Raw genomic sequence first — 24,275 nt, forward strand, 5'->3', positions numbered from 1 at the left:
CCCCACGGCCGCTCTGTTACCATCGGGCGCTGTCCCACCCTCGCAACGATCCATGCTCAACCCACAACAACTGGCCGCCGTCGAACATTGCGAGGGGCCACTGCTGGTGCTGGCCGGCGCCGGCTCCGGCAAGACCAGCGTGATCACGCAGAAGATCGCGTATCTGATCCAGCGCCGCAGACTCGACCCGTCGAAAATCGCCGCGATCACCTTCACCAACAAGGCCGCGCGCGAGATGCGCGAGCGCGTGGCCAAGCTGGTGTCGAGCGAGGATGCGGCCGCGCTCACGGTGAGCACATTCCACGCGCTGGGGCTGAAGTTCCTGCAGATCGAGCACGCGCGCGCCGGGTTGCGCCGCGGTTTCTCGGTGCTGGACGCGGACGACAGCGGCGGCATCGTCAAGGAGCTGGCGCCCAAAGGCGCCAAGCCCGACGTGCTGTTCGGCCTGCGCAACCTGCTCAGCCGCGCGAAGAACGGCGGGCTGTCGCCGCAGGAAGCGCTGGCCGCCGCGCGCAGCCCGCGCGAGCTGGAGGCGGCGACCATCTACGAGCTGTACCAGGCGCGCCTGGCCGCGTTCAACGCGGTGGATTTCGACGACCTGATCCGGCTGCCGCTGCGCATCCTGGAATCGGATGGCGAATGCCGCGACGCCTGGCGCGAGCGCCTGCGCTACCTGCTGGTGGACGAGTACCAGGACACCAACGATGCGCAGTACCGCCTGCTGAAAGCGCTCACCGGCGAGCGCGGCGGAATCACCTGCGTGGGCGACGACGACCAGTCGATCTACGCCTGGCGCGGCGCCAACCCGGAGAACATCGACCAGCTCGGCCGCGACTGGCCGAACCTGCGCGTGATCAAGCTGGAACAGAACTACCGCTGCGGCAAGCGCATCCTGCGCGCAGCCAACGCGCTGATCGCGCACAACCCGCACAGCCACGAAAAGAAGCTGTGGAGCGAGCATCCGGAAGGCGCACCGATCCGCGTGCTGGAATGCAAGGAGGCCGAGCACGAGGCCGAGCGCGTCGCCGCGATCGCCACCACGCTGGCGGAGAAGCACAAGGCACGCTGGGACGACATGGCGATCCTGTACCGCGGCAACTTCCAGGCGCGCCCGCTGGAGAAGGCGCTGCGGCTGGCGCGCATCCCCTACCACCTCACCGGCGCGCTGTCCTTCCTCGACCGCGCCGAGGTGAAGGACATCCTGTGCTACCTGCGCCTGCTGACCAACCCCAGCGACGACGCCGCCTTCCTGCGCGTGGTGAACGTGCCCAAACGCGAGATCGGCTCCACCACGCTGGAGAAGCTCGGCCAGATCGCGCAGTCGCGCCACTGCTCGCTGCTCGATGCCACCCGCAGCGACGGCGTGCTGCGCCAGCTCACGCCGCGACCGGCCGCCGCGCTGGCGGGCTTTTCCGACCTGCTCGATGAACTGCGCAGCGCCTCGTTGCACGAAAGCGCCGCCGACCTGGTCGAACGCATCCTCAAGCGCACCGGCTACGCCGCACAGATTGCCGCCGCCACGCCCGACGCCAGCGTGCGCGAACGCAAGCTGGGCAACCTGAAGGAACTCGCCGACTGGTTCCGCGCGATGCAGAAAGGCAACAGCGCCGGCGACCTTGCCGCCCAACTGGCCCTGCTCAGCCACGCCGACCGCGACGAGCCGGGCAACGCGGTGCGCATGATGACGCTGCACGCCGCCAAGGGCCTGGAGTTCCGTTTTGTCTTCATCGTCGGCTGCGAAGACGGCACGCTGCCGCACGAGGGCGCGCTGGACGAAGGCCGCATCGACGAGGAACGCCGCCTGATGTACGTCGGCATCACCCGCGCCAAGGAACTGCTGACTCTGTCCTGGTCCGCGCAGACCAGGCGCTACGGCGAGATCCACCGCAACCAGCCCAGTCGTTTCCTGCATGAGCTGCCGCAAACCGACCTGCACTGGCAGGGCAAGGACCCCGAAGCGGACAAGGAAGTGACCCGCGAAACCGCGGAGTCGCACATGGCCAAGATCCAGGCGATGCTGGCCGGCGGGTAGTTCGCCAAACGCCGCGACGGCGCACCGGCATCACTACAAAAAAAGAGGCGACCCGAAGGTCGCCTCTTTTCGTCCTGCACCAACGCCTTTGCGATCAGAACTTGTAGTTCAGGCGCGCAAAGAACGTACGGCCGTACCAGTCGTACTGCGAGGCATACAGCGGCGCATTGCCCACCGTGGTACCCGCGCTCGGCGAGATCAGATCCGGCTCGGTATCGAACACGTTGCGGATACCGACCAGCACACCCCAATGACCGCGCTCATAACCGACCGACACGTTGTGGATGAGCTGCCAGCTTGCCTCGATGTCCCGAGCCGCGCCCTTGTACCCCAGGTAGGTATAGATGTTGCTGAGGTCCTTGTTGCGGGTGGTGCTGACGTACTGGCCGTTCCACGTATAGGTCCAGTCGCCCCGCTCCAGGCTGATGACGCTGCGAGCCACCGTCTTCGGACGCCCGATGTAACCCACCTGCTCCGACGAGCTCAGGCCGCTGGCCGCAGCCGAGTCGAACAGCTGGTAGATGTCGGACATCGTGTAGGTGATCTGCCCTTCCGCCGACAGCTTGCCGAACGAGAAGTCGTTGCTGTAGTTCATCTGCAGGTCGTAACCGCGGGTACGCTCGCGGTTGATGTTGACGTAGACGCTGTGGATCTCGGTGATCCGGTTCGGATCGGCCGCTGCGTTCGGCGGGTTGCGCACGAGCTGGTTGCAGAACGAGTTGGGATACACGGTGGAGCCGTAGCAGCCGAACACGATGTCGCTGGCACCAAGCTGCGAGATCTCGCCCTGGACGTTGTAGTCGAAATAGTCCAGTGCCACGTTCAGGTTGGCGAAGGTCGGCTGCCAGACGAAACCGGCCGACTTCGCGCGCGAGGTTTCCGGCTTCAGGAAGCCCGCACCACCACCCGAATAGATCGTCGCGGAAGCACCGCCGCCGGGATAGTTGGCCGGGATGCCCGCCGCGGCACAATTGGCACGGAGACGATCGTTGCTGCTGTCACCCCACAGAATGCAGGGGTCGATGCCGAGCTGGCCCAGGAACCCGGTCTGGTTGCCGAGGTAGAGCTCGTAGAGACCCGGGGCGCGATACGACGTGCCCAGCGTGCCGCGCAGACGGAAGGTCGGGGTGATCTGCCAGTTCAGGCCGGTCTTCCACACGTTGTCGGTGCCCGGGATGCTGCCGTACTTGAACGCGCGACCCGAGAAGTTGGCCGACAGCGACTCGACTGCCGGCAGGCCCTTCAGCAACGGCACGTCGATTTCCGAGAACGCCTCGGTGACGTGATCCTGTCCGCGCGTGACCTGCGCCGAGCTGGAGCCCCACAGCCAGCCGTTCTTGGAGGCCTCGGAAGGCTGGTCGTCGATCGAGTAATGGCGATACTCGAGGCCGAACGCCGCACCCACGTCGCCCGCCGGCAGGGTGAACAGGTTGCCGGTGGCCAGCGCCTTGGCGGTCGCCTGGGTATACAGGGTGTTGCCCTTGATGTTCATGCCGACGGCGTTGACGAGCTGGCTCATCTTGTCGCCGTTCAGGATGCCCGGATCGAAGTAGTCGACCAGCGGCGTGTCGAGCTCGTTGGCCGCGTCGCCCAGGTCACCGCTCTTGCGCGCATCGATCGCGAGCTGGCTGTAATCGCCGCTGGAGCGGCTGTAGCCGGCATCGACTTCCCACGACCAGCTGTCGGTGGAGGCGAACAGGCCTTCCAGCTTGGTGGTGCCGTAGAAATAATCCACGGTCTCCTTGCCATTCGAGGGGAACGGCATGATGGGCTCGTAGTAATCGTCGTCCGTCGGGTTGTAGACGATCGGGAAGAACTGGCGGTAGCCGTGCGTCTTGGTTTCACGACGGTTTGCCAGCCACTGGGTGCTCCAGTTCACCTCGCCGAAGCTGAAATTCGTGGCCGCATAGACACTGGCGCGCTGACGCTGGTTGATGGCGTACGCATCACCCACGAACGGGAAGTTGAGCTGATCCTCGTAGTACGCCTGCGGCGAGTTGCCGTAGCTCTTGGACGGGTTCGGCCGTGGGTGGTAACCGGGGAACGGCCCGACGGTGCTGCCGTCCACGGACGGCACGTAGCGAATGCCGGGATTGAAGTAGTTGATGATGCTGTTGGCGTACAGGTTGTTGCAACCGCCGAGGCTGGTGCCTCCGATGACGGAGTGATCCTCGCGGTCGATGCGCTGGCCGTCGGTACCCCAGACACGATCCTGGCTGCACTTGAGGAAGTCGCGGTCACCCAGCTCGATCGCGTTGAGCCGGTCGAGCTGTGCCGCCAGCACGACGCTGCCCTTGTCGAAGTTCCAGCCGGTGCCGAACGACAAGGTGTACTGCTCGCCGCCGCCATGCTGAGGCATGCTGGCGGCGAAAGTCATTTCGGGACGATCCATGCGCTTCTTGGTGATCAGGTTGACGACGCCGGAAACGGCATCGGAACCGTACAGCGACGAAGAACCGTCCTTGACCACTTCGATGTTCGACAGGATGACCTGCGGAATCACGTTGAGGTCGAAGCCCGCGCCGGTCTGGCCGCGCGTGCCGGCCGGACCCGGGCGCTGACCGTCGAGCAGGACGAGGGTGCGGTTGGCGCCCAGACCACGCAGGTTGACGGTCTGGATGCCGGTGCCGCCTTCGACGATGTAGCCGCCGAACTGGCCATTGATCTGCGTGGAGCCCGCGGCAGCGGTGGTCGTCTGCAGGAAGTCGGCGGTGTCGAACTGACCGCTGGCGATGTTGTTCTGGACGTCGATCACCTGCACTGGCGAGGTGGTCTGGTATTCCGGCCGCTTCAGCAGGGTGCCCGTGACGGTAACCGTCTCCAGCTCCTTGGCCTTCTTGTTCTGGTCCTGCTGCTTGGTCGTGTCAGCCTGCTGGCTGGTCGACTGGCTGGCACTGTCGGTTGCCGGCGCCTGGTCCTGTGCGAACACAGGCGTGACTTGCAACGCTGCAACGACCGCGATCGCCAGCGGCAAGCGTTGAAGCCCTCGTTGGACAAACTTGTTCATGAAATAGCACTCCCCTAAATCGACCAGTTGTTGTAACCGCATTATTTTGCGGTTAAGCGAATGTAGCCGGTGGGGGGAGACTGTGCAACCGCCTCAACCGGCAGGCAAAAACGTTCGGCTAGCCTGAAATCTGCCCGCAATTCTTGCCCAGGAAATCCAGGATCAAGTTGAGGGTCTGCCGCTGCTGGCTCGGATACCAGGGCATGCTGTGCGGCATGTTCGGAATCCAGTGGAACTGGGCCGGCACGCGGTTCTTGACGGCCTCGTAGAACGGATGGGCGTGGATCGCCGGCGGAGTCCGCACATCACGGTCGCCGTCGAACAGCATGATGGGCAGGTGCGCCTTGTCCGCATTCTCCATGGGGTCCATGCCTTTCACGGTCTGGCCCTGCAGGATGCGCTGCAGGCGGTTGTCGCTCCAGGACGTACCCAGCCGACCGAGATTTGCCACCGGCGCGCCGGCAATGGCGCATTGGTACGGCGACGGCGAACGCACGGTGGCGGCCACGGCCGCGAACCCGCCGTACGAGTACCCGAAGATCGCGATCTGGTTCTTGGCGGCAACACCCTGCGAGACGAGCCACGCAGCGCCGTCGTCGAGATCGTCGGACATCTTCAGGCCCCACTGCTTGTCGCCGGCCATCCAGAGCTCGCGACCGAGACCTTCCGAGCCGCGGTACTGCGGACGCAGCACGGCATAGCCGCGCGAGGTGAGCATCGGCACCCAGCCCGACGCGTCCCAACCCGTGTAATCCCGCGCCCATGGGCCGCCGTGCGGCATGATGATCGCCTTCGCCGGCGCATCGCCCTGCTTCCAGCCGGCAGGCAGGTCGAGGATCGCGGGAATCTCGCGCCCGTCGCGCGCCTTGTAGGTCACCCAGCTTTCCTCGCCGGTCATGTCGTTGCCGATCCACGGGCGCGTGCTGCCGAGGTTGGCCACCTGCTTCTTGTCCAGCAGCAGATGGTAGGCCGGCGGATTGCTGGCGCTCTGCGTGGTGAACAGCACCTTGGTCAGGTCGTCGGTGTAGCTGGCGATGTTCACCTGCTGGCCGGCAAAAGCCTGCTTGATCGAGTCCTGGATGGCTTTCAATTCCGGGTCGATGTAGACGGCCTGGCGATACGGCCCATCGACAACGAAGCCGACGATCTGGTTGAAGTTGCTCGCCCGCGTGCTGAAAAGCAGGCCCCCGATGGAATAGTTCTTGTCGGCAAGGGCCGGTTCCGGGTCGTACTTCTGCGTCGCCGGGTCATACATGCGTACCTGCAGCTTGTCGGAAAACTGGTCGGTCAGGATGTAGAACTTGCCGGTCGCGTCGTCGAGGCCGTCCACCGTCACGGTGTAACGCTGGGAGAGCTTGGTGGTCAGCGCAGGCTGCAACTCGAACTGGCCGGTCTTGGCATTGAGCAGCAGCACGCGCTGTTCGTAATCGCCGCCGACGGGCTCGATCTCGGATTTGGCCAGCACCTTGCCGGTGCGGGAGTCGAAGAGCGAGGGCCGGGCGCGGTTGCCGCCCTTGAACAGCAGTTCGCGCTCCTTGGTTTTCAGGTTGTAGAGGTAGTAGTTCGAGGTCCAGGTGACCTGGCTCAACTGGCTGATGATGACGCGGTCCGGATCCAGCGGCAGCATGTTCACCAGCGACGAGGTGCCGGCGATTTCCAGGCAGCGCTCGGTGCTCTTGCTGACGCCCAGCTTGCGGGTGTCATCGGCAAAGGCCTCGCCGAAATTCTTCTGGTCGATACCGGAAAGATAGGTCTTCACCACGAACGTCTTGGTCGCGCCGGTGGCCTTGCCCTCGCCGCAGCCACCGAGGTGGCCGGTCCATTCCTGCCGGGCGATCGCCAGCAGCTTGTCCGCCTTCATGGCGTAGGCGGCAATGAACTTCATGTGGTCGCCCGACGGGGTCACCACCTTGGGGCCGGCGGACAGCGCGTCCGTATCCCACGTGGCCAGCGCCGTATCGTCCTTGTCGTTGGGCGAGGGAATCAGCCCGACCAGATGCTTGCCATCCGGACTCATCGATACCGATTGCAGTGCCGGCAAGCGGGCCAACGCCTCCACCGGAATCGGCTGGGCCGCGTGAGCCGACCCCAGACTCAATGCCGCTGCCAGCGCACCGCCAAGCAACGCCTGAAAAAACGTGTGTCGCATGTATTCAACTCCCCTGGAAATGACCGCCCCATACGGCCGTTGCGCCCGTGGGCGAATGGCTCTTGATCCTCGAAGATAGCAGGAACTTTGCGCTCGGCGAAGAAGCTGCGCGCACCGGCAGCGGACCGTCCGCCGTCCTGCTCAATTCATCCGTCGACCACCCTCACACCAACCCCCACGCTTCCAGTTCCAGTTTCAGGTAGGCGTAGTAGATCGGTGCGGCGATGACGCCCGGGAGGCCGAAGGCGGCTTCCATCAGCAGCATCGCCAACAGCAACTCCCAGGCACGGGCATGGATCTGGGTGCCGACGATGCGGGCGTTGAGGAAGTATTCGAGCTTGTGGATCAGGATCAGGAACGCCAGCGCGGCGATGCCCACGCCCAGCGACACCGACAGCCCGGCGATGGTGATGGCGGTGTTGGAAATGAGGTTGCCGATCACCGGCAGCAGGCCGACGATGAAGGTCGCCACCACCAGCGTCTTGGCCAGCGGCACGTGGACGCCGAGCAGCGGCAGCACGCCGAGCAGGAAGATCGCGGTGAACACGGTGTTGATCAGCGAGATCTTGATCTGCGCGAACACGATGTTGTGGAACCCCTGCGCCAGCCGCAGGCAGCGCAGGCTCAGTGCGGCCGCCAGCGGGCCGATCTGGTGCGCCGGCCGTGCGCGGCCGAGCGCCACGATCGCGCCCAGCACCAGGCCGATGAGGATGTGCACGAATACCCGCACCGCACCCTTGCCGGCCAGTTGCAGGGCACCGGCATGCTTGCGCGCCAGCTCGATCGCGCCCACGCGCAGGTCGTCGACGCTGTCGGGCAGGTTGTTGACCAGGGCCGGCGGCAATTGCTGGCGCGCCTTTTCCACCAGCGGCATCAATTGTTGCTGCCAGAGCAGCTCGGGGTTGCCGAGCTCGTGCCGGAACAGGCTGATCGCGCCGAGGATCAGCAACAGCAGCAGGCCGACCACGATGGCGCCCAGCACGGCCACCACCACCAGCCGCGCGCGGTCGCCGGAAATGCGCCGGCCCAGCAGCGGCGCCATCGACTGCACCAGCTCGAACACCAGCAGGCCGGCGAGCAGGGCCGGCAGCAGGTGGAGGTCGATGATAAGCAGCAGGCCCACCGCTACCAGCAGGTAGCTGGCATAGCTGATGATGTGCGAGGGGCTGCGCGGGGCAGGCGGAGGGAAATCCATACGGGATGAAACCGGGGTGGCGAAGCGGGCAGTCTGTCAGAGCTTGTGAAGAAAACCACCTCCCGTGGCTATCTCCGATCGCGAATCCGGTACGCCCGGACTCGCTCACGTGAAGCAGTCACTCGCGTTGCCGCTTCATGCCCGGCCATCGGGCAACCGCCCCAGCGTTGCCTCAACTCGGGCATCCCTGCCCTCGCCCTGGCCGGCCCGAGAGGCTGAAAATCCACAACCTCCCGGGACCCCGCGGCCAGCCGAAACCGTCATGTGGCTGTCGTAAACTCGGGCGCTTGCCCACGTCGCCCCGCCCCAAGGATCCGCGCATGCCACTTCGTTTGCCCGCGAGCCTGCTCGCGTTCGCCCTGCTGGCCGGTTGTGCGGCCACCCCACTCCGGCATCCCGAGGTCGTCTCCTCTCCTGCCGCGCCCGCGACCGTCGCCGCCAACGACAACCTCAATGCCGTGGCGTGGACCCAGACCGCGATCGAGCACGACCTGATTTACCTGCAGACCTATCGCGATGCCGAAGCGGGCCTGCTGGCCGCCCTGCAGGACCAAGGCTGGGATGCACTGGCCAAGGACGACCGCGCCGCGCCGCTTCGCGGCCTCAAGCCGGCCGTGGTGCTGGACATCGACGAGACCGTGCTGGACAACTCGCCCTACCAGGCGCGCCTGGTCAAAAGCGGCGGCGAGTACAACGAGGCCGATTGGGCCGCCTGGTGCAAGGAGGAGGCCGCCCGCGCGCTGCCCGGCGCAGTCGCGTTCACCCGCTTCGCCGCCCGGCATGGCATCGCCGTCATCTACATCTCCAACCGCGCCAAGGATCTGGACCAGGCCACCCTGGCCAACCTGCGCAAGGCCGGCCTGCCGGTGTCCGGGCCGGAGGCCTTCCTCGGCCTGGGCACCTTCGTCGAAGGCTGCGAGCAGATCGGCACGGAGAAGGGTTGTCGGCGCCAGCTGGTCAGCCGCAAGTACCGCGTGCTGATGCAGTTCGGCGACCAGATCGGCGACTTCGTGACGGTACTGGCCAACAATGCCGCCGGTCGCCACCGCGCCATGGCGCCCTACATGGACTGGATCGGCCGGCGCTGGTTCGTGCTGCCCAACCCCACCTACGGGTCATGGGAACCGGCACTGTTCAACAATGACTGGAGCGCGCCACCGGCGGAACGCCGGCGACAGAAGATCGACGCGTTGCGCTCTGAATAATATTCGTCAACAAAATCATGACTCTGCAAGACAAATGGAAAGTATTGCCTAAACTTTGACGAACCGGTAACATTTGCTCCGCCAACGCCTGCCGGGGATTCCTTGCGGGCAAGGCCATTTCCCTTCCGGCTCTGCCGGATTGCCCCGTGAGGCCCTCGGCCCGCGGGGTTTTCTTTGACCTGCACGCCGCGATGCGGCACGAGGCTCGCCCACACCCCTTGCCGCCGTGGGCCGAGGACCCCCGGCAACCGGTCCGGATGGCCGCCCCCGCGGCGCCGCCGACCGCCATCGGCGCGGATTGGACGACGCGGCCGGGTAGAATGGCCCGATGCCGAATACCACAATGGTGGACTCCACCGTACGTCGCCGCGCCCTTTGGTGGTTCAACCTGGCCGGGCAGTTGCTGCAGCCCTGGGTGCGCATCCGCCGCGACCCCGCCGAGCCGGCGGCGCTGCTGCAACCGGGCGTGCCGGTGTGCTACGTGATCGAGCGCGACGGCTTCTCCGACGCGCTGATCCTGCAGCGCGCCTGCCGCGAGGCCGGCCTGCCCAACCCGATGCAGCCGCTGGCCGGCACCCGCCGGCGCCGCTCCGTGTTCGCCCTGACCCGCCGCGACGGCTGGCTGTTCGGGCGCAGCCGCAAGCGCGCCGCCGGGGAACCGCTGCGCCAGCTGGTGCGCTCGCTCGAGGGCGTGCCCGACCTGGACGTCCAGGTCGTGCCGGTGGCGATCTACGTCGGCCGCGCACCCAGCCGTGAGACCGGCTGGTTCCGCGTGCTGTTCTCGGAAAACTGGGTGATGGTCGGCCGCTTCGGCCGCCTGCTGGCGCTGCTGCTGAACGGGCGCGACACGGTGGTGCACTTCTCCGCGCCGGTATCGCTGCGCAGCGTGCTGGATGAATCCGGCGAGATCGGACCGGAGCGCTTCGCGCGCAAGATCGCGCGGGTGCTGCGCATCCACTTCCGGCGCATCCGCGCCGCGGTGATCGGGCCGGACCTGTCGCACCGGCGCACCGTGGTCGACGCGGTGCTCGCGGCCGAGCCGGTGCGTGCGGCGATCGCCGCCAATGCCGCCAAGGAGAAGACCAGCCACGCCAAGGCCTGGCGCAAGGCGCACAAGATGCTGCTGGAGATCGCCGCCGACTATTCGCATCCGGTGGTGCGTTCGGCATCGTTCGTGCTGTCCAGTTTCTGGAACAAACTGTACGACGGCATCGCGATGCACCACTTCGACAAGGTCCGCGCGGTGGCGCCGGGTTACGAAGTGGTCTACGTGCCCAGCCACCGCAGCCACGCCGACTACCTGTTGATGAGCTACCAGTTGCACGTCTCCGGCGTGGTGGTGCCGCACATTGCCGCGGGCGTGAACCTCAACCTGCCGGTGATCGGGCCGATCCTGCGCCGCGGCGGCGCGTTCTTCATGCGCCGCAGCTTCACCGGCAATCCGCTGTACTCGGTGGTGTTCAAGGAATACATGGCGCAGCTGATCGACCGCGGCGTGCCGATCGAGTACTTCACCGAGGGCACCCGCTCGCGTACCGGGCGGCTGCTGTCGCCGCGCGGCGGATTGCTGTCGATGACCGTGCGCGCCTTCCTGCGCGCGCCGCGCCGGCCGGTGCTGTTCCAGCCGGTCTACATCGGTTACGAGAAACTGATGGAGGGCAACAGCTACATCGGCGAGCTCTCCGGCAAGCCGAAGGAGAAGGAATCCCTGCTCGGCCTGCTCAAGGGCCTGAAGGTGCTGCGCCAGCGCTACGGCCACGTGGCGCTGAACTTCGGCGAGCCGATCGAGCTGACCCCGCTGCTCGACGCCGCCAGCAGCGACTGGCGCAGCGCCGGGCTCGACCCGGAGGCGAAACCCGAGTGGCTCAATTCGGTGGTCAGCCAGCTAGCCGAGAAGATCCAGGTCAACATCAACCGCGCCGCCGACGTCAATCCGATCAACCTGCTGGCGCTGGCCCTGCTGGCCACGCCCAAGCACGCGATGGCCGAGAACGACCTGCTGGTGCAGCTCGACCTTGGCAAGGCGCTGCTGGAGGAACTGCCGTACTCCGACCGCGTCACGCTGACTCCGATGAACCCGGCCGCGATCATCGCCTACGGCGAGCAGATGGGCTGGATCGAGCGGGTGCAGCACCCGCTGGGCGACGTGCTCACCGTCAGCGGCGAAAAGGCCGTGCTGCTGAGCTATTTCCGCAACAACGTGCTGCACCTGATGGCCAGCGCCGCATGGGTCGCCTGCTGCTTCCTCAACAACCGGCGCATGTCGCGTGACGCGATCCTGCGCCTGGGCGGCATCGTGTATCCGTTCATCCAGGGCGAACTGTTCCTGCCGTGGGATGAGGACGGCTTCAAGGAGCAGCTGAAGGCGACGATCGAGTTCCTGGTGCGCCGCGGCCTGCTCGAATCCACCAACCATGGTCGCTCGCTGGAACGCAGCGCCGGCCAGGAAGACAGCGCCTTCCAGCTGCGGGTGATCGCGCGCAGCCTGATCCAGGCGTTCGAGCGCTACTACATCACCATCGCCGCGCTGGCCAAGAATGGCCCGCACACGCTGACCGGCGGCGAGCTGGAGAATGCCTGCACGCTCACCGCGCAGCGGCTGGGCCTGCTCAACGAATTGTCCGCACCGGAGTTCTTCGACAAGGCGCTGTTTCGCGGCTTCATCCAGAAATTGCGCGAACGCAAGGTGGTATGGACCGACGAGAACGGCAAGCTCGACTACGACCGCGCGCTGGAGGATCTGGTGCGCGACGCCCGCGTGATCCTGTCGCGCGAGGTGCGCCACTCGATCCTGAAGATCACGCCGGGCGGCGATCGCGAGCCGGCCGCGGCGCTGCCCGGTGACGCGTCGGCATCCGACCTGCACCAGCGCCACGTGGATACCGAGCAGCAGGAACACGAGCGGCGCACCGGCATCGACCGCCGCCAGGGCGACGCTGCAACACAGGAGCCCGCGCGCCGCGAAGGCGCCGAGTAGGATCAGCACACTGTCACCCGGGGGAACCACCATGACCACGACTCGCCACCTGTTGTTCGCCGCCCTCGTGGCATGTCTCCCTCTGGCTGCCGGCGCCGACGCGCCGGCCCGCGCCGATGCCGGCGACCACCGCGTCAGCGTGATCGAATGCGCGCGCCTGCTCGACCCGGCCGCCGGCAAGATGCTGGGCCAGACCACGCTGGTAGTGGAGGACGGCCGCATCAAGGAGATCCATCCCGGCACCGTCGACATCGCGCCGTACCGCCAGGCCGCCGGCACGGTGAGCTTCACCCGGCTGGCCGATGCCACCTGCATGCCGGGGCTGATCGACTCGCACACGCACCTGACGATGCAGTTCAGCAAGAGCACCTACAGCGACAAGTTCCGCCTCAATCCGGCCGACCACGCCATCCGCGGCACCGTCTACGCCAAACGCACCCTGCTCGCCGGCTTCACCACGGTGCGCAACCTCGGCGACGACGACAATGCCTCGCTCGCGCTGCGCAACGCGATCAACGCCGGCCTGGTGCCGGGTCCGCACATCTTCAGCGCCGGCAAGTTCATCGGCACCACCGGCGGCCACGCCGACCCCACCAATGGCTTCCGCTGGAACCTGCAGGGCGACCCCGGTCCCAAGGACGGCATCATCAACTCGCCCGCCGACGCGTGGAAGGCCGTGCGCCAGCACTACAAGGACGGCGCCGACCTGATCAAGATCATGCCCTCCGGCGGCGTGCTGGACGAAAGCTCCAGCTCCGAGAACCCGCAGATGACGCTGGAGGAAATCCAGGCCGTGGTCGCCGCTGCGCACGACTACGGCTTCACCGTGGCCGCGCACGCGCATGGCGCCGAGGCGATCCGTCGCGCGGTGCTGGGCGGCGTCGATTCGATCGAGCACGGCACCTTCATGGATGCCGACGACATGAAGCTGATGAAGGCGCACGGCACCTGGTACGTGCCCACCATCATCGCCGGCCAGTACGTGATGGAGAAGGCGCGCGAGGGCTGGTATCCGCCGCAGGTCGCGCGCAAGGCCGAGGAAGTCGGCCCGGTGATCATGGCCACCGCCGGCAAGGCGTACAAGGCCGGCGTGAAGATCGCCTTCGGTACCGACTCCGGCGTGTTCCCGCACGGCGAGAACGCGAAGGAGTTCGCCTACATGGTGCAGGCCGGCATGCCGCCGATGTTCGCCCTGCAGGCCGCCACCACCCACGCCGCCGAATTGCTGCACAAGTCCGACCAGTTCGGCCGCATCGCGGTCGGCCGCGGCGCCGACGTGATCGCCGTACCCGGCAATCCGCTCGATGACATCACCGTCATGCAGCACGTCGAGTTCGTGATGAAGGACGGCGTGATCTACAAGAAAAGCGGCGAGCCGACGCTTCAATAAAGTAACCGCACCTCTCGCGTTTGCCCCCTCTCCCCCCGGGAGCGGGTTGGGGTGAGGGTCCGCCTCAGGCCGGACCCACATCAAAATCGCGCCTCGACATGCGTTCTGGCGAGCACCTGCCCCTCTCCTCAATCCTCTCCCCGGAGGGAGAGGAGGCGAAAGCAAGAGGCGCGTTATCCAATTGAGGCGCCAGGGCTTGCTGTAGCATTGCAGGGATGAACGAGCAGCCGAAGTCCCCGCCCGCATCCACCACCCACTTCGGCTTCCGCGACGTGCCGGTGGGCGAGAAACAGAAGCTGGTCGGCCAGGTGTTCACCTCGGTCGCACGCAGCTACGACCTGATGAATGACCTGATGTCGTTCGGCACGCACCGGTTATGGAAGCGCCATTTCGTGGCCACCAGCGGCGTGCGCCGCGGCGACCGCGTGCTGGACCTGGCCGGCGGCACCGGCGACATCGCCGCGCTGCTCCATCCGGTAGTGGGCGAGACGGGCGAGGTGGTAGTCGGCGACATCAACGCAGCCATGCTCGACGTCGGCCGCGACCGGCTCACCGACCGCGGCCTGGTCGCCGGCCTGCGCTGGGCCCAGCTCAACGCCGAACGGCTGCCCTTCCCCGACAACTCCTTCGACGCGGTGACCATGGCCTTTGGCCTGCGCAACGTCACCGACAAGGATCAGGCGCTGGCCGACATCTGCCGCGTGCTCAAGCCCGGCGGCCGGCTGCTGGTGCTGGAGTTCTCGAAAGTGCAGAGCGAGGCGTTCGGCAAGCTCTACGACTTCCACTCCTTCAAGGTCCTGCCGCGTCTGGGCCAGCTGTTCGCCGGTGATGCCGACAGCTACCGGTACCTGGCCGAATCGATCCGCAAGCACCCGGACCAGCAGACGCTCAAGGGCATGATGGAGCGCGCCGGCTTCGGCAAGATCGAGGTGCGCAACCTGACCAACGGCATCGTGGCGATCCACCGCGCGTACAAGTTCTGAGAAGCAGTCAAGCAAGTGACTGCTCATGCGAGCGAGTCCGGGCCTGTACCGGACTCGCGATGGAAGAAAACCCCAGGAAGTGGTTTTTTTCGCCGGCTCTGAGCATCGCGCGCCACGGGGTTTGCGCCTGATCCAGGTCAGTGGCCGATGGCCATTGACGGCGTATGTTGGGGCGGTCTTTCCCACCATGAGTCCCGTCATGCCCCTCGATATCGAGACCGAGCCCAACACCCACCTGTTCGATGCCCGCGGCGTGGCCCGCCGTTTCCGCCATTCCGCGATCTTCGGCGCGATCGGCGTGCTGCGTTCGGGCGAAACCATGCGCTTCGTCAACGACCACGACCCGCTGCCGCTGATCGCGCAATTGCGTGACCGCCTCGGCGACAACCTCACCGTGGCCTACCGCCAGCGCGAGCCCGGTGCCATCGTGATCGACTTCGGCATCACCGGCTTGCCGGACGAGTGATGGGCACCCCGGCTTTCTTCGACCAGGCGCCGCCGATCCCGATGCGCGATCCGCTGGCGGCGTTCCTGGGTGCGGCCGACGACGGCCTGCTCGACTACCGCTATATCGACGCGGTGCGGCTGGCCGGACACTCCTGCCCCACCGTCGCCGGCGCGTACCTGATGGCGCGTGCCGCGCTGCACGCGCTGTACCCGGACGGCCCAGCCGAGCGCGGGGGCGTCGAGGTGCTCATACCGGGGCCGGAGAGCGAGGGCGTCAACGGCGTGATCGGCCAGGTCTTTACCCTGATCACCGGGGCGGCCGGCGCCAACGGCTTTCACGGCATTGCCGGACGCTACGCGCGCGAGTCGCTGCTGAGCTATGCCGACACCGCCGAGCACGCCGCCGTGCGGGTCCGCCGGCGCGACACCGGCGCGAGCGTGGCGGTGGAGCTGGATCTCTCGAGCGTGCCCGCACCGGCCAACCTGCGTCCGCTGCTCGGCGGCGCACTCGATCCGGCGGCCAGCGCGGAACAGCGCGCGGCATTCGGTCGGGCATGGCAGGAGCGCGTGCAATGCCTGCTGCTGGAACACGCCGATGACCCGGACGTGATCCGGCTGACCCGGCTCGACCACCCACCGATGCACTGAAGCGCGCCGGTCGTCCTCACGACTGCTCGCACGAGGACACCGGCAGCGCCGGGCTGGCTGCCGGCGGCGCTGGCCGCCGCCGTGCGTTGGCCAGCACCACGCCGCCGATGGTGATCGCACCACCGACCAGCACCAGCACCTCGGGCACCTCGTGCAGCCACAGCCAGCCGATCAGCAGCGCGATCGGCGGCGACAGGTAGATGAAGCTGCTGACCTGCGAGGCCGATGAGCGGTTCACCGCCAGATTCCAGGCCAGGTAACCGACGAAGGTCGGCGCGATGCCCAGCCACAGCAACGCGCCGATGTGCGGCCACGAGGCCGCTGCCAGCGCCTGCGGCAGATGCCAGCCGAACGGCAACGCGCCGAGCGTGCCGGCGAACATCGCGAACGCGGTGACCCCGACCATGCTGCTGCGCGAGAACAGCGCCTTCTGGCCGACGAAGAAGACCGCCGAGACGGCCACGCACACCAGCACCAGCAAGGCGTGCGGATCGACCTCCACGCGCTGCCCGCTGGCGAACACCACCAGCACCGTGCCGAGCAGGGCCACCGCCAGCCCGAGCCACGTGCGCGCGGCCAGCCGTTCGCCGATCCACAGCGCCGACACCGCCGCCGTGGCCGCCGGCACCAGCGAGATCAGGATCGAGGCGGTGCCGCTGGCGATGCGCGTCTCGGCGTAGTTCAGGCACAGGTGATACACGGTCAGGCCAAGCACGCCGAGCAGGGCCAGTTGCGGCCAGTCGCGCAGCGCCGGCAATGGCACGCGCCGGATCCAAAGCAGCACGGCGAAGCACAGCGAGCCGATCAGCAGCCGCGCGAATGCCACCTCGCCCGGCGTGAACGCGGGCAATGCATAGGCGATCGCGGCATACGCCGACGACCAGGTGAGCAGGGCGATCGCGATGGCGAGCAGGGCACGGCCATCGAGACGTTGAGCGGTATCCATGGGGGGATTCTCCGGCGGGGAAGCGCGCATCCTAGTCCTGGCGATGGCGCCGGTGAATAATGCATCGCGGCGGAATCGCGATGTTTCGCCGCTGATCGAAATGATGAAAGAGGTTGTCACCTTGGAATCGAAACCGACCGATGGCCGATCCGCACTGGACGGCAAGGACTGGCAATTGCTGGAGGCGCTGCAGCGCGATGCGCGACTCGGTTTCGCCGAACTCGGCCGGCTGGTGCGCCTGTCCGCGCCCGCAGTGGCCGAACGCGTGCGGCGACTGGAGGATGCCGGCGTGATCAGCGGCTACCACGCCACGGTCAACCCGCGCCGGCTCGGTTATGCGCTGAGCGCGATGGTGCGCCTGCGCTGCGACGGAGCCACCTGCGCGCGCATCGGCAGCCTGGTCGAGGACATTCCCGAGGTGCTCGAATGCCGCCGCCTGGCCGGCGAGGACTCGGCCCTGCTGCACGTGGTGGCGATGTCCACCGGGCACCTGGAGTCGGTGCTCGACCGCCTGCTCAAGACCGGCGCCAGCAACAGCACCACCACCCTGATCGTGCTGCAGACGCCGCACGAGAACCGGCCCCTGACCCGCGCGATGTGGAACGCGGCGATGGCGATGTCGGGCGACTGATCCACCGGTCGCGCGGGGCGACCAGTACTTTTGTCACGGTCGCGCATCGACACGGCGTCGCATACTCGAACGCTGCTCGAACTCAGGGGAACCCCATGCGCCGCCTCGCTTCGCTATTGCTGGCCAGTACCATCGCGCTCGCCGGCCTGCCCGCCGCCCATGCCGCCGACGCGGCGCCGGCCAACGCGTCATCCAGCGCCACCCACGACAGCACCGATCCGCGCATCCCCGCCCATGAAACGGCGGTGCGCACGCAGCACAGCGTCGCCATCGGCGGGCGCACGATCAGGTACACCGCCACCGCCGGCACGGTGATCATCCGCGACGACAAGCAGCAGCCGCAGGCCAGCGTGTTCTACGTCGCCTACACCGTCGACGACGGCAAGCCCTCGCAGCGCCCGCTGACCTTCCTCTACAACGGCGGCCCGGGTTCCTCCAGCGTGTGGCTGCACATGGGCTCGCTCGGCCCGGTGCGCATCGAGACGGCCAGCCCGCAGGCCACCGCGCCGGCGCCGTACCACCTGGTGGCCAACGGCGACAGCCTGCTCGACAAGACCGACCTGGTCTTCATCGACGCCGTCGGCGCCGGTTATTCGCGCCCGCTGGGCAAGGCCACCGGCAAGGACTTCTGGGGCGTGGACCAGGACATTTCCGCCTTCAGCCGCGCGATCGAGCGCTACGTCACGCTCAACCGGCGCTGGAACTCGCCCAAGTTCCTGTACGGCGAGAGCTACGGCACCACCCGGTCGGCCGCGCTGGTCGACGCGCTGCAGGACAAGGGCATGGCCTTCAACGGCGTGATCCTGATGTCCTCGATCCTCAACTACGCGATCCGCATGCCGGGCTACGACGAGAGCTACGTCGGCTACCTGCCCAGCTTCGCCGCCGCCGCGTGGTACCACGACAAGATCCCGAACAAGCCGGCCGAGCTGGAGGCCTTCGTCGACCAGGCCCGCGCCTGGGCGCGTGGCCCTTACGCCTCCGCGCTGGCACTGGGGCAGGATCTGCCCGCCGCACAGTTCGACGCGATCGCCACGCAGATGGCCGGCTTCACCGGCCTGCCGGTGCAATACATCAAGCAGGCGAACCTGCGCGTGAGCCCCAGCCGCTTCCGCAAGGAACTGCTGCGCGACCAGCGCCTCATCCTGGGCCGCTACGACGCCCGCTTCACCGGCACCGACCCCGATGCCGCCGGCGAAACGCCGGAGTACGACCCCTCCGACACCGGCATCAGCGGCGCCTTCGTCAGCGCCTTCCACGACTATCTTGCCGACCAGCTCGACTACCCGAGCCAGCTCGACTACCGCCCCACCTACGGCAAGATCATCCAGGGCTGGGACTGGAAGCACGCCGTCCCGGGCATGCGCCGCGCGCTGCCGCTGCCGTACGTGGCCGGCGACCTGGCGCACGCGATGCGCACCAATCCGAACCTCAAGGTGCTCTCGCTCAACGGTTACTACGATTTCGCCACGCCGTTCTTCATCACCGAGTACGACCTGGCGCACATGAACCTGGACCCTTCGCTGCGCGGCAATCTGTCGTTCGCTTACTACCCTTCCGGGCACATGATCTATCTCAACACCGAGGCGCTGCAGCAGCTCAAGCACGATCTCGCCCGCTTCTACGACCTTGCCGCGCCGCAGCGCTGATACGGAGCCTCTCGCCATGCGCCATTCCCTCATCGCCCCGCTCGCCTTCGTCCTGGCCATCGGCCTTGCCGCCCCGCTGCATGCGGCCGACAGCAACCCGCACGACAGCAAGTCCCAGGCCGACAAGGACGCCAAGAAGGACACGCTGCCGATCCCGCCCGAACGCAAGGTGGTGACCTCGCACAGCGTGCGCATCGATGGCCGCAACGTGGCCTACAAGGCCACCGCCGGCACCTTGCTGATCAAGGACGACAAGGGCCAGCCCACGGTCAGCATGTTCTACGTGGCCTACACCGTCGGCGACGGCAAGGCCGCGCAGCGGCCGGTCACCTTCCTGTTCAACGGCGGCCCCGGCTCCTCCAGCATGTGGCTGCACATGGGTTCGGTCGGGCCGGTACGGGTGGCCAACGCGGGCGACCAGCCGATCCCGCCGCCGCCGTACAGCACGGTGCCGAACGAATACAGCCTGCTCGACAAGTCCGACCTGGTCTTCATCGACGCGCCCGGCACCGGCTATTCGCAGCTGGTCGGCGCGGCCAAGGGCAAGGACTTCTACGGCATCGATCAGGATGCCGACGCGTTCGCGAAGTTCATCACCCGCTACGTCGGCGACAACCACCGCTGGAACTCGCCGAAGTTCCTGTTCGGCGAGAGCTACGGCACCACCCGCTCGGCGGTGCTGGCCAAGCAATTGCAGGACCAGGGCATGGAGCTCAACGGCATCGTGCTGATGTCCTCGATCCTGGACTTCAGCGTGTGGGCCAACACCGGTGTCGACCACGGCTACATCGTCAACCTGCCGACCGAGGCCGCGATCGCCTGGTACCACAACAAGGTACCGAACAAGCCCGCCGACCTGGCCGGCTTCATCGCCGCCGTGCGCCAGTTCGCCAGCACCGACTACACCCTGGCACTGGCCAGGGGCGACGCGATCACGCCGGCCGAGGCCGACCGCATCGCCACGCAGCTGAGCCAGTACACCGGCCTGTCGACGACGTACATCAAGCAGGCCAACCTGCGCATCGACCCCAGCCGCTTCCGCAAGGAGCTGCTGCGCGACCAGCGCCGCACGGTTGGACGTCTGGACGGCCGTTTCGAAGGCATCGACCCGGATGCCGCCGGCGAGACGCCCGACGGCGACGCCGCCAGCGATGCCGCCACCGGCGCCTACCTGGCCGCCTTCAACCAGTACGCCACCAGCGCCCTGAACTACACCGGCGACCACGCCTACCTGCCCAACAACTACGGCGTCATCAACCGCAACTGGGACTGGAAGCGCGAGCACCAGCGCTTCCCGCAGGCGCCGTACGTGGGCAGTGACCTGGCCGACACGATGCGGCGCAACCCGCATCTGAAGGTCTTTTCCGCCAACGGCTACTACGACCTGGCCACGCCGTTCTACGCCACCGAGTTCGACCTGGGCCACCTCAGCCTGGACCCGGCGATCAGCAAGAACATCGAGTACGGTTTCTATCCGTCCGGTCACATGATCTACTTCGATGTCGACGCCTTGAAGCAAGTGAAGGCGGATCTGGCGCGCTTCTACGACGAGGCCGCACCGCGGCCCTGACGGAGTCTCCCCAGCCATGACGGACAAGCCGAGCGCACCGCCCGACGCCGACGAGAACGCACCCCGCGACCCTGCCCGGCGCCGCGTGCTGGGCGGCATCGCGCTGGCGGGTGCGGCCGCGACGCTGGGCGGCTGTCGCATCGACGACGCACGCCACGCCAGTGCGCCGACGGGAGATCAAGCTGCGCTCGACGCGCTGCTGCGGCAGCATATCCAGCACGTGGTGGTGCTGTACGCGGAGAACCGCAGCTTCAACAACCTGTTCGCCGGCTTCCACGGCCTGGCGCAACCGCTCAAGGCGCTCGACTCGCCCGAGTACCGCCAGCGCGACCGCGACGGCAGTCTGCTCACCACGCTGCCGCCGGTGTGGAGCGGCATGGTGCCGCGCGAGCAGGTGGTCGGCGGGCGCCGCTACCTCATCGACGAGCAGGCCATCACCGGTTTGCCCAACCGGCCTTTCGCGCTGCGCACGCCCGATGGCGAGCTGCTGCCGCACGGCGTGATCACCCGCGACCTGGTGCACCGCTTCTACGAAAACCAGCTGCAGATCAACGGCGGCCGCAACGACGGCTTCGTGGCCTGGAGCAACACCGGCGCGATGCCGATGGGCCACTACGCCGACACGGCCCGCAGCCTGCGCCTGTGGCAGCTGGCGCGGCAGTACACCTTGTGCGACAACTTTTTCATGGGCGCATTCGGCGGCTCGTTCCTCAACCACCAGTACCTGGTCGCCGCGCAGCCGCCGTACTTCCCGCACGCCGACCAGAGCCCGGCGAAACTGCAGATCGCCCAGGTGCAGGGTGACGACCCCACCGGCATCCTGCCGAAGTTCGCCGAAGGCTCTCCGGCGAGCGCGATGCAGGGTCGCCCGGAATGGGCCTCGCGCGATGCCATGACGCCGGACTTCTGGGCGGTCAACACCATGGGGCCGGCCTATGCGCCGGGCTTCAGCCATGACCCGCGCGATCCGCGGCTGGCGGATGCGACCAGCCCGAACACGCTGCCCGCGCAGAGCCACCTGACCATCGGCGACGTGCTGTCGCAAGCCGGTATCGACTGGGCCTGGTATGCCGGCGCCTGGCAGCTGGCGCTCGACGGCAAGGGCGAAGGCGACCACAGCGAGTTTCCGCAGGTGCCGGATTTCCAGCCGCACCACCAGCCGCTCAACTATTTCCGCCAGTTCGCCCCGGGCACGGCGGCGCGTGCGCAGCATCTGCGCGACGCCGGCACCGGCAGCCGCGCCGACAGCAACCATTTCATTGCCGCGGTCGAAGCCGGCCAATTGCCGCCGGTGACGTTCTACAAGCCGCAAGGCAATCTCAACATGCACGCCGGCTACGCCAGCCTCGATGCCGGCGACGAGCACCTGGCGCAAGTGGTCGAGGCGCTGCAGCGCAGCCCGCAGTGGCCGAACATGCTGGTGGTGCTCACGGTGGACGAGAATGGCGGCTGGTGGGATCACGTGGCGCCGCCGAAGGGCGATCGCTGGGGCCCGGGCACGCGCGTGCCGGCGCTGGTGATCTCGCCACACGCGAAGCGGGGCTTCGTCGACCACACGATCTACGACACCGGCTCGATCCTGCGTTTCCTCACCCGCCGTTTCGACCTCAAGCTGCTGCCCGGACTGAAGCTGCGCGACGCATCGATGATCGCCGCCGGCGGCCCGCCGCCGGGCGACCTCACCGCCGCGCTGCAGTTCGCCAGCGCCTGACCCCCGCAGGAAACACCGACCATGCGCGAGCTGTACCCGGAGATCGAGCCGTACCAGACCCATCGCCTCCCCGTGGATGCGCTGCACACGCTGCACGTGGAGGAGTGCGGCAACCCGCTGGGCCTGCCGGTGATCTTCCTGCACGGCGGACCGGGCGCCGGCCTGTCGACCTATCACCGCCGCTTCTTCGATCCGGCGCGCTACCGCATCGTGCTGTTCGACCAGCGCGGCTGCGGGCAGTCCACCCCGTTCGCCGAACTCACCGACAACACCACCACGCACCTGGTCGCCGACATCGAGCGCATCCGCGCCTTCCTGGGCATCGAGCACTGGGTGGTGTTCGGCGGCTCCTGGGGTTCGACCCTGGCGCTGGCGTACAGCCAGGCCCACCCGCAGCACTGCCTGGGCATCGTGCTGCGCGGCATCTTCCTCGGCCGGCCGCAGGAATTGCGCTGGTTCAACGAAGTCGATGGCGGCGCACGGCAGATCTTCCCCGAACGCTGGGCGCGCTTCCGCGATTTCATCCCGAGCGACGAACGCGGCGAGATGCTGGACGCCTACTGGCAGCGCCTGAACAGCACCGACGAAGCCACCCGCCTCGCCGCAGCGCAGGCGTGGAGCGCGTGGGAAGGCGGCAGCACCACCCTGGTGCACGACCCCGACGCCGGCGGCATCTTCGAAGACCCGCATCACGCAGTCAGCCTGGCGCTGATGGAAGCCCACTACTTCCGTCACGCGCTGTTCCTCGAACCGGACCAGCTGCTGCGCGACGTGCCGCGCATCCGCCACCTGCCGGCCACCATCGTGCACGGCCGCTACGACATCATCTGCCCCGCCGTCAGCGCCTGGGACCTCGCCCAGGCCTGGCCCGAAGCCACCCTGCACTTCGTGCTCGCCGGCCACAGCGCGGCCGATCCGGCCATCGTCGACCGCCTGGTCGAGGCCACTGACGCGCTGGCCGATCGGTACTGCTGACGACAGGCCGTTTCGGATCGGAACCGCGTCGGCGCAAGAAGCGGATGGCGCGCCCGGCGCGGTGACGCCAGAATGCGCGCCTCACCTCGATGGAGTTGCCGATGCTGACCCTCTACGACTACCTGCCTTCGCAGAACGCCTGGAAAGTGCGCCAGCTGCTGCATCATCTCGGCCGGCCGTATCGCACGCTGGAGGTCAGCATCTTCGAGGGCGAGGGCCGCAGCGAAAGCTATCTGCGCATCAGCCCGACCGGCACGGTGCCCGCGATCGAACTGGACGACGGCCGCACGCTGGCGGAATCGAACGCGATCCTGATGTACCTGGCCGATGGCACGCCGTATGTGCCGGGTGATGCGTTCGGCCGCGCCAAGGTGCAGCAGTGGCTGCATTTCGAGCAGGAGCGGGTGGAGTCGGTGCTCGGCGCGCTGCGGCACTGGACGCTGACCGGCAAGCTGGCGCAACGCGCACCCGCGCTGGTGGAGGCGAAGCGCCACGCGGCGCAGCGCACGCTGGAGATCCTGGAGCACGAGCTGTCGGAGCGCGACTTCATCGCCGGCGAGCGTTACACCATCGCCGACATCGCGCTGTTCGCCTACGGCAGCCGCGCGGCCGAGGCGGGCTTCGCGCTCGACGAATATCCCGCCATCCGCGCCTGGATCGCCCGAGTGGAGGCACAACCGGGCTTTCTCGCCACCATGCATCCGTACGCGAGCGACCCGCATTCGGCAGGCGAGTTGCCCTGAGCTTTCGTCACAGGCGG

Annotated in this window: 17 protein-coding genes; 13 read left to right on the top strand and 4 right to left on the bottom strand. The window is 67.3% G+C overall.

The annotated features are described in order from the left end of the window. Nucleotides 1-52 precede the first annotated feature (52 nt). Entirely contained in the window at nt 53-2,032 is a 1,980-nt protein-coding gene (locus ACFCQI_RS05815; RefSeq protein WP_395120443.1) for a UvrD-helicase domain-containing protein, read from the top strand. 94 nt (nt 2,033-2,126) lie between these two features. Here the strand turns inward: ACFCQI_RS05815 and ACFCQI_RS05820 are convergent, their stop codons facing one another. The 3 genes from ACFCQI_RS05820 to ACFCQI_RS05830 form a co-directional block, all read right to left on the bottom strand. Beyond that, the gene (locus tag ACFCQI_RS05820; protein ID WP_395120445.1) at nt 2,127-5,039 is read right to left on the bottom strand and encodes a TonB-dependent receptor domain-containing protein; all 2,913 of its coding nucleotides are present in this window, start codon (nt 5,037-5,039) and stop codon (nt 2,127-2,129) included. Between the two features lie 118 nt (nt 5,040-5,157). Then, nucleotides 5,158-7,188, bottom strand: a complete 2,031-nt coding sequence (locus ACFCQI_RS05825) for an alpha/beta hydrolase family protein (protein ID WP_395120446.1) — start codon at nt 7,186-7,188, stop codon at nt 5,158-5,160. A 163-nt stretch (nt 7,189-7,351) separates the two neighbouring features. Next, a complete protein-coding gene (locus ACFCQI_RS05830; RefSeq protein ID WP_395120448.1) occupies nt 7,352-8,383 on the bottom strand; it encodes a hypothetical protein in 1,032 nt (343 codons plus the stop codon). Nucleotides 8,384-8,703: 320 nt separating this feature from the next. Between ACFCQI_RS05830 and ACFCQI_RS05835 the strand changes: the two genes are divergently transcribed. From ACFCQI_RS05835 to ACFCQI_RS05860, 6 genes are all read left to right on the top strand, one after another. Next, a complete protein-coding gene (locus ACFCQI_RS05835) occupies nt 8,704-9,588 on the top strand; it encodes a 5'-nucleotidase, lipoprotein e(P4) family (protein WP_395120449.1) in 885 nt (294 codons plus the stop codon). A 328-nt stretch (nt 9,589-9,916) separates the two neighbouring features. Further along, a complete protein-coding gene (plsB, locus tag ACFCQI_RS05840) occupies nt 9,917-12,565 on the top strand; it encodes a glycerol-3-phosphate 1-O-acyltransferase PlsB (protein WP_395120451.1) in 2,649 nt (882 codons plus the stop codon). A 31-nt stretch (nt 12,566-12,596) separates the two neighbouring features. After that, nucleotides 12,597-13,955 (top strand): amidohydrolase family protein, encoded by a 1,359-nt coding sequence (locus ACFCQI_RS05845; RefSeq protein ID WP_395120452.1) that lies wholly within the window; start codon nt 12,597-12,599, stop codon nt 13,953-13,955. Nucleotides 13,956-14,170: 215 nt separating this feature from the next. Then, entirely contained in the window at nt 14,171-14,938 is a 768-nt protein-coding gene (gene ubiE / locus ACFCQI_RS05850; RefSeq protein ID WP_395120454.1) for a bifunctional demethylmenaquinone methyltransferase/2-methoxy-6-polyprenyl-1,4-benzoquinol methylase UbiE, read from the top strand. Between the two features lie 199 nt (nt 14,939-15,137). Next, entirely contained in the window at nt 15,138-15,404 is a 267-nt protein-coding gene (locus tag ACFCQI_RS05855) for a DUF2249 domain-containing protein (protein WP_136259712.1), read from the top strand. Further along, nucleotides 15,404-16,033, top strand: coding sequence for a hypothetical protein (locus ACFCQI_RS05860; RefSeq protein ID WP_395120456.1), 630 nt, complete (start codon nt 15,404-15,406; stop codon nt 16,031-16,033). Before ACFCQI_RS05855 ends, ACFCQI_RS05860 begins: the two co-directional genes overlap by 1 nt. Before the next feature lie 16 nt (nt 16,034-16,049). Here ACFCQI_RS05860 and ACFCQI_RS05865 read toward each other — a convergent pair whose 3' ends face one another. Further along, entirely contained in the window at nt 16,050-16,979 is a 930-nt protein-coding gene (locus ACFCQI_RS05865) for a DMT family transporter (protein ID WP_395120458.1), read from the bottom strand. A gap of 103 nt (nt 16,980-17,082) precedes the next feature. Here ACFCQI_RS05865 and ACFCQI_RS05870 point away from each other — a divergent pair, with 103 nt between their 5' ends. The 6 genes from ACFCQI_RS05870 to ACFCQI_RS05895 all read left to right on the top strand — a co-directional run bounded on the left by ACFCQI_RS05870 (nt 17,083) and on the right by ACFCQI_RS05895 (nt 24,258). Beyond that, a complete protein-coding gene (locus tag ACFCQI_RS05870; protein WP_395121273.1) occupies nt 17,083-17,610 on the top strand; it encodes an Lrp/AsnC family transcriptional regulator in 528 nt (175 codons plus the stop codon). 95 nt (nt 17,611-17,705) lie between these two features. Next, a complete protein-coding gene (locus ACFCQI_RS05875; protein ID WP_395120459.1) occupies nt 17,706-19,259 on the top strand; it encodes a S10 family peptidase in 1,554 nt (517 codons plus the stop codon). A gap of 16 nt (nt 19,260-19,275) precedes the next feature. After that, entirely contained in the window at nt 19,276-20,829 is a 1,554-nt protein-coding gene (locus ACFCQI_RS05880; RefSeq protein ID WP_395120461.1) for a S10 family peptidase, read from the top strand. Between the two features lie 16 nt (nt 20,830-20,845). Beyond that, a complete protein-coding gene (gene acpA / locus ACFCQI_RS05885; RefSeq protein ID WP_395120463.1) occupies nt 20,846-22,540 on the top strand; it encodes an acid phosphatase in 1,695 nt (564 codons plus the stop codon). Nucleotides 22,541-22,561: 21 nt separating this feature from the next. After that, the gene (gene pip, locus ACFCQI_RS05890) at nt 22,562-23,515 is read left to right on the top strand and encodes a prolyl aminopeptidase (protein ID WP_395120464.1); all 954 of its coding nucleotides are present in this window, start codon (nt 22,562-22,564) and stop codon (nt 23,513-23,515) included. A 101-nt stretch (nt 23,516-23,616) separates the two neighbouring features. After that, entirely contained in the window at nt 23,617-24,258 is a 642-nt protein-coding gene (locus ACFCQI_RS05895; protein WP_395120467.1) for a glutathione S-transferase family protein, read from the top strand. Nucleotides 24,259-24,275 lie beyond the last annotated feature (17 nt).

It is taken from the genome of Rhodanobacter sp. FW102-FHT14D06, assembly GCF_043950705.1.
GTDB lineage: Bacteria > Pseudomonadota > Gammaproteobacteria > Xanthomonadales > Rhodanobacteraceae > Rhodanobacter.

Excerpts from the sequence above, each read along its gene's own strand:
- ACFCQI_RS05875 (WP_395120459.1), top strand. The coding sequence starts at position 17,706 with ATGCGCCGCCTCGCTTCGCTATTGCTGGCCAGTACCATCGCGCTCGCC.
- ACFCQI_RS05855 (WP_136259712.1), top strand. The coding sequence starts at position 15,138 with ATGCCCCTCGATATCGAGACCGAGCCCAACACCCACCTGTTCGATGCC.
- ACFCQI_RS05880 (WP_395120461.1), top strand. The coding sequence starts at position 19,276 with ATGCGCCATTCCCTCATCGCCCCGCTCGCCTTCGTCCTGGCCATCGGC.
- ACFCQI_RS05830 (WP_395120448.1), bottom strand. The coding sequence starts at position 8,383 with ATGGATTTCCCTCCGCCTGCCCCGCGCAGCCCCTCGCACATCATCAGC.
- ACFCQI_RS05860 (WP_395120456.1), top strand. The coding sequence starts at position 15,404 with ATGGGCACCCCGGCTTTCTTCGACCAGGCGCCGCCGATCCCGATGCGC.
- ACFCQI_RS05870 (WP_395121273.1), top strand. The coding sequence starts at position 17,083 with ATGAAAGAGGTTGTCACCTTGGAATCGAAACCGACCGATGGCCGATCC.
- plsB (WP_395120451.1), top strand. The coding sequence starts at position 9,917 with ATGCCGAATACCACAATGGTGGACTCCACCGTACGTCGCCGCGCCCTT.
- ACFCQI_RS05845 (WP_395120452.1), top strand. The coding sequence starts at position 12,597 with ATGACCACGACTCGCCACCTGTTGTTCGCCGCCCTCGTGGCATGTCTC.
- ACFCQI_RS05895 (WP_395120467.1), top strand. The coding sequence starts at position 23,617 with ATGCTGACCCTCTACGACTACCTGCCTTCGCAGAACGCCTGGAAAGTG.
- ACFCQI_RS05865 (WP_395120458.1), bottom strand. The coding sequence starts at position 16,979 with ATGGATACCGCTCAACGTCTCGATGGCCGTGCCCTGCTCGCCATCGCG.
- acpA (WP_395120463.1), top strand. The coding sequence starts at position 20,846 with ATGACGGACAAGCCGAGCGCACCGCCCGACGCCGACGAGAACGCACCC.
- ubiE (WP_395120454.1), top strand. The coding sequence starts at position 14,171 with ATGAACGAGCAGCCGAAGTCCCCGCCCGCATCCACCACCCACTTCGGC.
- ACFCQI_RS05835 (WP_395120449.1), top strand. The coding sequence starts at position 8,704 with ATGCCACTTCGTTTGCCCGCGAGCCTGCTCGCGTTCGCCCTGCTGGCC.
- ACFCQI_RS05820 (WP_395120445.1), bottom strand. The coding sequence starts at position 5,039 with ATGAACAAGTTTGTCCAACGAGGGCTTCAACGCTTGCCGCTGGCGATC.
- ACFCQI_RS05815 (WP_395120443.1), top strand. The coding sequence starts at position 53 with ATGCTCAACCCACAACAACTGGCCGCCGTCGAACATTGCGAGGGGCCA.
- ACFCQI_RS05825 (WP_395120446.1), bottom strand. The coding sequence starts at position 7,188 with ATGCGACACACGTTTTTTCAGGCGTTGCTTGGCGGTGCGCTGGCAGCG.
- pip (WP_395120464.1), top strand. The coding sequence starts at position 22,562 with ATGCGCGAGCTGTACCCGGAGATCGAGCCGTACCAGACCCATCGCCTC.